Source organism: Rhodopila sp. (assembly GCF_035548235.1).
In the GTDB taxonomy this organism is placed as follows: Bacteria; Pseudomonadota; Alphaproteobacteria; order Acetobacterales; family Acetobacteraceae; genus Rhodopila.
This window is the reverse complement of sequence record NZ_DASZTJ010000013.1, coordinates 1-6616: the sequence shown is the minus strand read 5'-3', so window position 1 is coordinate 6616 and position 6616 is coordinate 1. Positions and strand designations below refer to the sequence as shown.

Here is a 6616-nt window from a genome sequence, read left to right as displayed (position 1 = left end):
CGTTGGCGGCAGGGCGACCTTGTGATGTGGGACAACCGCGCGGTGCTGCACACGGCGAGCCTGTTCGATCACGCGAAGTACCAGCGGCTGATGTACCGCACGACGGTGGCGGGGAACGCCCCGGCGCTGGCGGCATAGGCTTCGCCCCGAGCTTCATCCTGAGCCTCCCCCCGTCCTGGCCCGGTCAAGCCGGGGGGACGCCGGCCGCGATCACCCCGCGATCATCCGCCCCAGCGGCCGGCCGGCGAACAGGTGGACGTGCAGGTGCGGCACCTCCTGCCCTGAGTGCTCGCCCGTGTTCGCCAGCAGCCGATAGCCAGGCGCCTCCAGTCCCAGGTCCCGAGCGACCTTGCCCACCGCGCGGATGAAGCCGGCGATCTCGGCGTCCGATGCCTGGGCGCTGAAATCCGCGAAGGAGCAGTACGGGCCCCGCGGCACCACCAGGATATGGGTCGGCGCCAGGGGGTTGATGTCGTGGAACGCGACCGCCCACTCGTCCTCATACACTCTGCGGCTGGGGATCTCGTCGCGCAGGATCCGCGCGAAGATGTTGTTCGGATCGTAAGGGGGCAGACCGCTGACGGCCATGGCGTCATTCCTCCGGACGGATTGCGAATGAGGACGCCGCCCTTATGTCACGGCCGGGCGCGTGGAAGCTAGCCGCGCCGGATCAGGGGATTTTCGACGTCCCCGGCTTCAGCGCCGCCAGCAGGGGCTTGGGCCGCGCGGCCTTCTCCGCGATGCCGCTGATCCCCTCGCGGCGGGTCAGTTCGGCCCAGACCTGCTCCGGCGTCACGCCGCACGACACCCACAGGACCACGAGGTGGTACAGCACGTCGGCACTCTCGGCGATCACCGCGTCCTTGTTTCCGGCGACCGCCTCGATCAGGCATTCCACCGCCTCTTCGCCGAATTTCTGCGCGACCTTGGTGATGCCGCGCGACAGCAGCCGGGCGGAGTGGCTGACATTGGGATCGGCTTCCCGCCGGCCGAGGACGACGGTGTGCAGGCGGTCCATCACCCCCGCCTCCGACGGGGCGCCCGCCAGCAGCGGGGCGAGGCGCTGCTTGATCGCCTTGCGCGCTTTCCGCTTGCGGCCGGCTTTCGCCGACAGCAACGGATCGAGGCCGCTCCCCATGGTCTTGGTCTTCTTAGCCATTTCAGGCGGCCTTTCGCGGCAGCCGGACCGGCAGGCCGGCCTGGGCAAGGGCTTCCTTCACCTGCGCGACGGTAAACGTGCCGAAATGAAACACACTCGCGGCGAGCAGCCCGGTGGCCCCCGCCTGGGCGCCCTCCACGAAATGCTGCAGCGTGCCGACGCCGCCCGAGGCGATGACCGGGACCCGCACCGCCGCACAAGCCGCGCGCAGCAGGTCGAGGTCGAAGCCCTTGCCCGTGCCGTCACGGTCCATGCTGGTCAGCAGGATCTCGCCGGCGCCCAGGGACACGACCTGCTGGCACCAGGCGATCGCGTCGATCCCGGTATCGCGCCGGCCGCCATGGGTGAAGACCGACCACTTGCCGGGGCCGGTCTGCTTCGCGTCGACCGCCACGACCACGCACTGGCTGCCGAATTTCGTCGCCGCTTCCCGCACCAGGTCCGGCCGCGCCACGGCCGCCGAGTTCAGGCTGCACTTGTCGGTGCCGGCCAGCAGCAGGCGGCGCATGTCCTCGGTCGAGCGGATCCCGCCGCCGACGGTCAGCGGCAGGAACACCTTCGCCGCCGTCCGCGACACGACGTCCAGGATGGTGTCGCGGTTCTCATGGCTGGCGGTGATGTCGAGGAATGTCAGTTCATCCGCGCCGGCCGCGTCGTACACCGCGGCCTGCTCCACCGGATCGCCGGCGTCGCGCAGAGAGACGAAGTTCACGCCTTTGACGACGCGTCCGTCCTTCACGTCCAGGCAAGGAATCACACGCAGTTTCAGCATGGCAGGCAACTTTTGAAAGGGCTGGGGCGCCGGATGCAAGCGTCTATGCATGCATCCACGGCAAATAGGGTATTCGCCCCGGATCAGTCGTGAACTTATCTAGACAAAGGGGCGTGCCGGGACTCACGCGAACAACGCCAGGGCCTCCGCCGGAGCGACTCGGCCGTCGTACAGCGCTCGGCCCACGATGACGCCCTTGATCCGGGTGCCCGCTGCGACCCGCTTCAGTGCCGCCAGGTCGGCCAGGGACCCGACCCCGCCCGAGGCGATCACGGGCGTGGTCAGCCGGTTCGCCAGGTCGACGGTCTGCTCGAGGTTCAGCCCGCCCAGCATGCCGTCGCGGCCGATATCGGTGTAGATGATGGCGCTGACCCCCGCGTCCTCGAACCGCAGCCCGAGGTCGGCGGCCGGCATCGTGGAGGTCTCGGCCCAGCCTTCGGTGGCGACGAAGCCGTCGCGCGCGTCGATGCCGACGGCGATGCGGCCGGGAAAGGTCCGGCAGGCGTCGTGGACCAGGGCAGGGTTCTTCGCCGCGGCGCTGCCCAGGATGACGCGCGTGATCCCGGCGTCCAGCCACGCCGCGATGCCGGCCAGATCGCGGATGCCGCCGCCCAGTTGCACCGGAATGGCGACATTGGCCAGGATCGCCCGGACCGCGTCGCCGTTCACCGGCTTGCCGGCGAAGGCGCCGTTGAGGTCGACCACGTGCAGCCAGGCGAACCCCGCCGCCTGCCAGGCGCGGGCCTGCGCGCCGGGATCGGACGAATAGACCGTGGCCTTCGCCATGTCGCCGCGGCGCAGCCGCACGCATTGCCCGTCCTTCAGGTCGATCGCGGGATACAGCGTCAGTCCGGTCATTCGGGCGTCTCGGCCGTGCCCTTGGGCGGACGCAGGCGCTTGTAGAAGAAATAGCCGCTGACCACCTTGCCGCGGATCAGCGCGTATTCCGGGTGCTCGCCCCAGCGGACATAGCCCATCGACTGGTACAGCCGGATCGCCGCCGTCTGCGTCTCCCGCACGTCCAGGTTCAGGACGTGGTAGCCGAGTTCCCGCGCGCGGTCCTCGACCCCCTGGGTCAGCATGCGCGCCAGGCCGTGGCCGCGGGCATAGGGCGCGACATAGGCGTGCATGAGGTTGGCGGAGAAAGCCTGCGCTTCGTTGTTGCGCGGCGGGCGGACCAGGATGGCGGACCCGACGATGTCGCCGTTCAGCCGCGCGACGAACAGCTCGCGTTCGGGAACCAGAAGGACGCCGCGGAAATAGGATTCCAGGGCGCGCCGGCCGGGCGGCGTGACCCAGCCGAACCCGCCGCCGTCGATGATCGCGGCGTCCGTCGCCTCGCACAGCGCGTGCAGGTCGGTTTCGGCGAATTCCTTCAGCCGTTCGACGAACAGGATGGGCTGGATCTCGGCGTCGGCGGACATCAGCGCGGCGTCCACGTCAGGAAGTTGCCCAGCAGGCGGATCCCGACATCCTGGCTCTTTTCGACGTGGAACTGCGTGCCCGCGCGATTGCCGGCCACGACGATGGCGGGCACGATGCCGCCATAATCGGTGGTCGCGATGGTCTGGTCCGGCCGGCCGCCGGTCAGGGCATAGCTGTGCACGAAGTAGACATGGTCACCCGGGACCAATCCGTCCAGGAGAGGATGCGATCCGGGAACGAATTCCAGCCCGTTCCATCCCATCTGCGGCAGGCGCAGGCCCGGGACGTTCATTTCGGCCACGTCGCCCTGGATCCAGCCGAACCCGGGGGTGATCCGATGCTCCAGCCCGCGCTGCGCCATCAACTGCATGCCCACGCAGATGCCCAGGAACGGCGTGCCGGCATCCGTCGCGGTCTCGATCGCGTCGCGCATGCCCGGCACGGCGGCCAGGCCGTCGGCGCAATCGGCGAAGGCGCCCTGGCCGGGCAGCACGATGCGATCGGCCGCGGCGACGATTTCGGGGTTGGCGGTGACGTCGACGCGCGCTGCGATCCCCGCGCGCTCTGCGGCCAGCGCCAGCGCCCGCGACGCCGACGCCAGGTTGCCGCTGCCGTAATCGACGACGGCGACGCGGATCATGCCACGCCCGGCCGGTAGCGGGCTTCCAGGTCGGGACGGTGGACCAGCAGGCGTTGCATCGCCTCGATCTCGTCACGGCCGCCGAAGACATGGACCAGCACGTAGCCGCGCCGTTCCAGCGACCAGCGGCGCAGGTCGTTGCCGGTCAGGCCCAGGATCGCCGCCAGCCCGGACATCAGCAGCACTGCCAGGCCGCCATGGGTCAGCGTCACGATCAGCAAGCCGGCGACGAAGGCGAGGACCGCCGGAATCCAGGCGCAATGCGCCGCCAGCCAGAGCGGGCCGAAGACCAGCGCGCCCCAGGCGAACCGTTCCGGCACCAGGATCGGTTCGGCGTTCGGCTTCAGATGCGTGCTGTAGAACGTCACAGCGCCCCCTTGGTGGAGGGGATCGCGTTCCCCACCCGCGGATCGAGCTCCGTCGCCGCGCGCATGGCCCGAGCGGCGGCCTTGAAGCAGGCTTCGGCGATGTGGTGGGCGTTGCGGCCGGTCTTGCGGGTCACATGCAGCGTCACCAGCGCGTTGAACGCCAGCGCCCGGAAGAACTCCTCGAACAGCTCTGTGTCCATGTCGCCGATCTTGGCCTTGTCGAAAGCGACGTCCCAGACCAGGAACGGCCGGCCGGAAATGTCGACGGCCGCTTCGGCCAGGGTCTCGTCCATCGGGATCACCGCGTGGCCGAAGCGGCGGATGCCCCGCTTGTCGCCCAGCGCCCGGGCGAAGGCGGCGCCGAGGACGATGCCGATATCCTCGGTGGTGTGGTGGTAGTCGATGTGCAGGTCGCCCTCGGCGCGGATGGTCAGGTCGAACATTCCGTGGCGGGCGAAGGCGGTCAGCATGTGGTCGAGGAAGCCGATGCCGCTGTCGATCTCCGACTCGCCGGTGCCGTCGAGATCGAGCGTCAGGCTGATCGCGGTTTCCGAGGTCTTGCGCGTGATGGCGGCGGTGCGGGACATGATGACGGTTTCCCTACAGCGGCAAGGGGGGCAGGTCCAGGGTTTGTGTCGAGGCGGTGACGCCAGGCCCCGTGGGGCATCAGGACAGCCGCGCGGGTTCGCACCCCCGCGTCCCGGCCCGGCTCGACCGGGTCGTCGCGTGCCTCAGGGGGACGTACCTCAGGGGACGTACCTCAGGGGAACGTGCCTCAAGGGGAAAGATGGCCCGGTCGAGCCGGGACGCGGTGGCGGGAGGGCCAGGATCAACGCCGGCGGGTGCGATCCCGCCCGGCCCCCGAAGCGCCTACAGCAGCGACCGCCGCGCCTCCAGGAACTCCTGCACCGCCGCCGCCAGCTTGTCGCACTCCGCGTCGCCGATCGGCAGGCACAGCGTCATCATCCCCCGCCGCGCCAGCCAGATCCCGTGCGCCAGCATGTCGAAGAAGAACAGCTCCTTCAGCTTCTGGTCCGCCTTCGCCGCATCCGCCGGGTTGCGGATCGGCGCGGTGGTGAAATGCACCGCCAGCATCGAACCGATCCCGGTGAACTGCATCGCCGCGCCGGCTGCCTTGCACAGGCCGTTCAACCGCTCCCGCAGCGCGTCCCCCCGAGCGTTCAGGGCGCGCGCGGCGTCGGCGGTGTAGACGTCGGTCAGGCCGGCCAGGCCCGCCGACATGGTCAGGATGTTGTTGTTGAACGTCCCCGCGTGCGGCAGCGCGTCCGACCGCCTGGGATCGAACAGGTCCATGATCTCCGCCCGGCCGCCGAACGCGCCGAACGACATGCCGCCGCCGATATACTTGCCGAACGTGGTCAGGTCCGGCTTCACCCCGATCACCGATTGCAGGCCGCCGGGGGCGAGGCGGGACGTCATCACCTCATCCAGCACCAGCAGCGCGCCCACCCGTTCCGTTTCCGCCCGCAGCATGTGCAGGAAATCGTGCGAGGCCGGGACGCACCCGCCGCTGCCGATCATCGGCTCCAGGATCACCAGCGCCAGCGCCGCGGCATGTTCGGCGATCAGCGTCCGGGTCGCCTCGATGTCGTTGTAGGTCGCCAGCACGTAGTCGAACGGGGCGTTGATGGGGGAGCCGCCGCCGGCAAAGCCGAAGACCGCGCCGTGATAGCCGCCGTTGAACACCATCACTTTCGGCCGCCGCGTGTAGATGCGGGCCAGCGAGATCGCCAGCAGGTTCGCCTCGGTGCCGGAATTGGTGAAGCGCACCCGCTCCAGCCCGAACCGCTCGCATACCGCGCGGGCGAACCGGACTTCGGTCATGTTCGACGCGCCGTAGCTGATGCCGCTGTCCAGCGCCTTGTCCAGCGCGGCACGGATCACCGGATGGGAATGGCCGTACAGCCCGGCGGTGTATTCGCCCAGGAAATCGACGAACTCATGCCCGTCGGCGTCCCACATCCGGCAGCCCGCCGCGCGGGTCATCGCCAGCGGGAACGGCGCGTAGTGCAGCACGGTGCGGGTGTTGCCGCCGGGCATGACGCCCGTCGCCTCCACATAGCGGGCGAGGCTGTTCGGGTTGCCGGTGACATAGGCTTCCTTCACCTCGTTCAGGGCGGCGTCGATGCTGGCGTTGCGCAGGCTGGTTTCGCTCATGAAGTCCCCCGCGGGATAGGCCCGGTCAGGGCAAGTTTGCGCGGCCGCGCCCCATGGCGCAATGCATTAGGGTG

The 6616-nt window shown here is 69.5% G+C and carries 10 protein-coding genes; 1 reads left to right on the top strand and 9 read right to left on the bottom strand.

All coding sequences use genetic code 11. The annotated features are described in order from the left end of the window. Positions 1-138, top strand: a 138-nt coding sequence (locus tag VHB27_RS24760) for a TauD/TfdA family dioxygenase (RefSeq protein ID WP_408903942.1), incomplete at its 5' end; no start/stop codon positions are given. 72 nt (positions 139-210) lie between these two features. On the opposite strand, the gene VHB27_RS00670 is transcribed toward VHB27_RS24760, so the two are convergent. From VHB27_RS00670 to VHB27_RS00630, 9 genes are all read right to left on the bottom strand, one after another. Continuing rightward, complete coding sequence (locus VHB27_RS00670) at positions 211-588, bottom strand: histidine triad nucleotide-binding protein (RefSeq protein WP_325596645.1); 378 nt, start codon at positions 586-588, stop codon at positions 211-213. Positions 589-670: 82 nt separating this feature from the next. After that, positions 671-1159 carry a phosphoribosyl-ATP diphosphatase gene (locus VHB27_RS00665; protein WP_325596643.1) on the bottom strand — a complete coding sequence of 163 codons (489 nt, stop codon included), beginning with the start codon at positions 1157-1159 and terminating at the stop codon, positions 671-673. 1 nt (position 1160) lies between these two features. After that, positions 1161-1931 (bottom strand): imidazole glycerol phosphate synthase subunit HisF, encoded by a 771-nt coding sequence (gene hisF / locus VHB27_RS00660; protein ID WP_325596641.1) that lies wholly within the window; start codon positions 1929-1931, stop codon positions 1161-1163. A gap of 123 nt (positions 1932-2054) precedes the next feature. Next, positions 2055-2789 (bottom strand): 1-(5-phosphoribosyl)-5-[(5-phosphoribosylamino)methylideneamino]imidazole-4-carboxamide isomerase, encoded by a 735-nt coding sequence (gene hisA / locus VHB27_RS00655; protein WP_325596639.1) that lies wholly within the window; start codon positions 2787-2789, stop codon positions 2055-2057. Then, the gene (locus tag VHB27_RS00650) at positions 2786-3355 is read right to left on the bottom strand and encodes a GNAT family N-acetyltransferase (protein WP_325596637.1); all 570 of its coding nucleotides are present in this window, start codon (positions 3353-3355) and stop codon (positions 2786-2788) included. The genes hisA and VHB27_RS00650 overlap by 4 nt, the downstream gene beginning before the upstream one ends. Beyond that, positions 3355-3996 (bottom strand): imidazole glycerol phosphate synthase subunit HisH, encoded by a 642-nt coding sequence (gene hisH / locus VHB27_RS00645; protein ID WP_325596635.1) that lies wholly within the window; start codon positions 3994-3996, stop codon positions 3355-3357. The genes VHB27_RS00650 and hisH overlap by 1 nt, the downstream gene beginning before the upstream one ends. Further along, on the bottom strand, positions 3993-4364 hold the full coding sequence (locus tag VHB27_RS00640; protein ID WP_325596633.1) for a DUF2628 domain-containing protein: 372 nt from the start codon (positions 4362-4364) through the stop codon (positions 3993-3995). Before VHB27_RS00640 ends, hisH begins: the two co-directional genes overlap by 4 nt. Further along, on the bottom strand, positions 4361-4951 hold the full coding sequence (gene hisB, locus VHB27_RS00635; RefSeq protein ID WP_325596631.1) for an imidazoleglycerol-phosphate dehydratase HisB: 591 nt from the start codon (positions 4949-4951) through the stop codon (positions 4361-4363). Before hisB ends, VHB27_RS00640 begins: the two co-directional genes overlap by 4 nt. Positions 4952-5234: 283 nt before the next feature. Then, complete coding sequence (locus VHB27_RS00630; RefSeq protein WP_325596629.1) at positions 5235-6542, bottom strand: aspartate aminotransferase family protein; 1308 nt, start codon at positions 6540-6542, stop codon at positions 5235-5237. Between the last annotated feature and the right edge of the window lie 74 nt (positions 6543-6616).

Excerpts from the sequence above, each read along its gene's own strand:
- VHB27_RS00670 (WP_325596645.1), bottom strand. The coding sequence starts at position 588 with ATGGCCGTCAGCGGTCTGCCCCCTTACGATCCGAACAACATCTTCGCG.
- VHB27_RS00665 (WP_325596643.1), bottom strand. The coding sequence starts at position 1,159 with ATGGCTAAGAAGACCAAGACCATGGGGAGCGGCCTCGATCCGTTGCTG.
- hisF (WP_325596641.1), bottom strand. The coding sequence starts at position 1,931 with ATGCTGAAACTGCGTGTGATTCCTTGCCTGGACGTGAAGGACGGACGC.
- hisA (WP_325596639.1), bottom strand. The coding sequence starts at position 2,789 with ATGACCGGACTGACGCTGTATCCCGCGATCGACCTGAAGGACGGGCAA.
- VHB27_RS00650 (WP_325596637.1), bottom strand. The coding sequence starts at position 3,355 with ATGTCCGCCGACGCCGAGATCCAGCCCATCCTGTTCGTCGAACGGCTG.
- hisH (WP_325596635.1), bottom strand. The coding sequence starts at position 3,996 with ATGATCCGCGTCGCCGTCGTCGATTACGGCAGCGGCAACCTGGCGTCG.
- hisB (WP_325596631.1), bottom strand. The coding sequence starts at position 4,951 with ATGTCCCGCACCGCCGCCATCACGCGCAAGACCTCGGAAACCGCGATC.
- VHB27_RS00630 (WP_325596629.1), bottom strand. The coding sequence starts at position 6,542 with ATGAGCGAAACCAGCCTGCGCAACGCCAGCATCGACGCCGCCCTGAAC.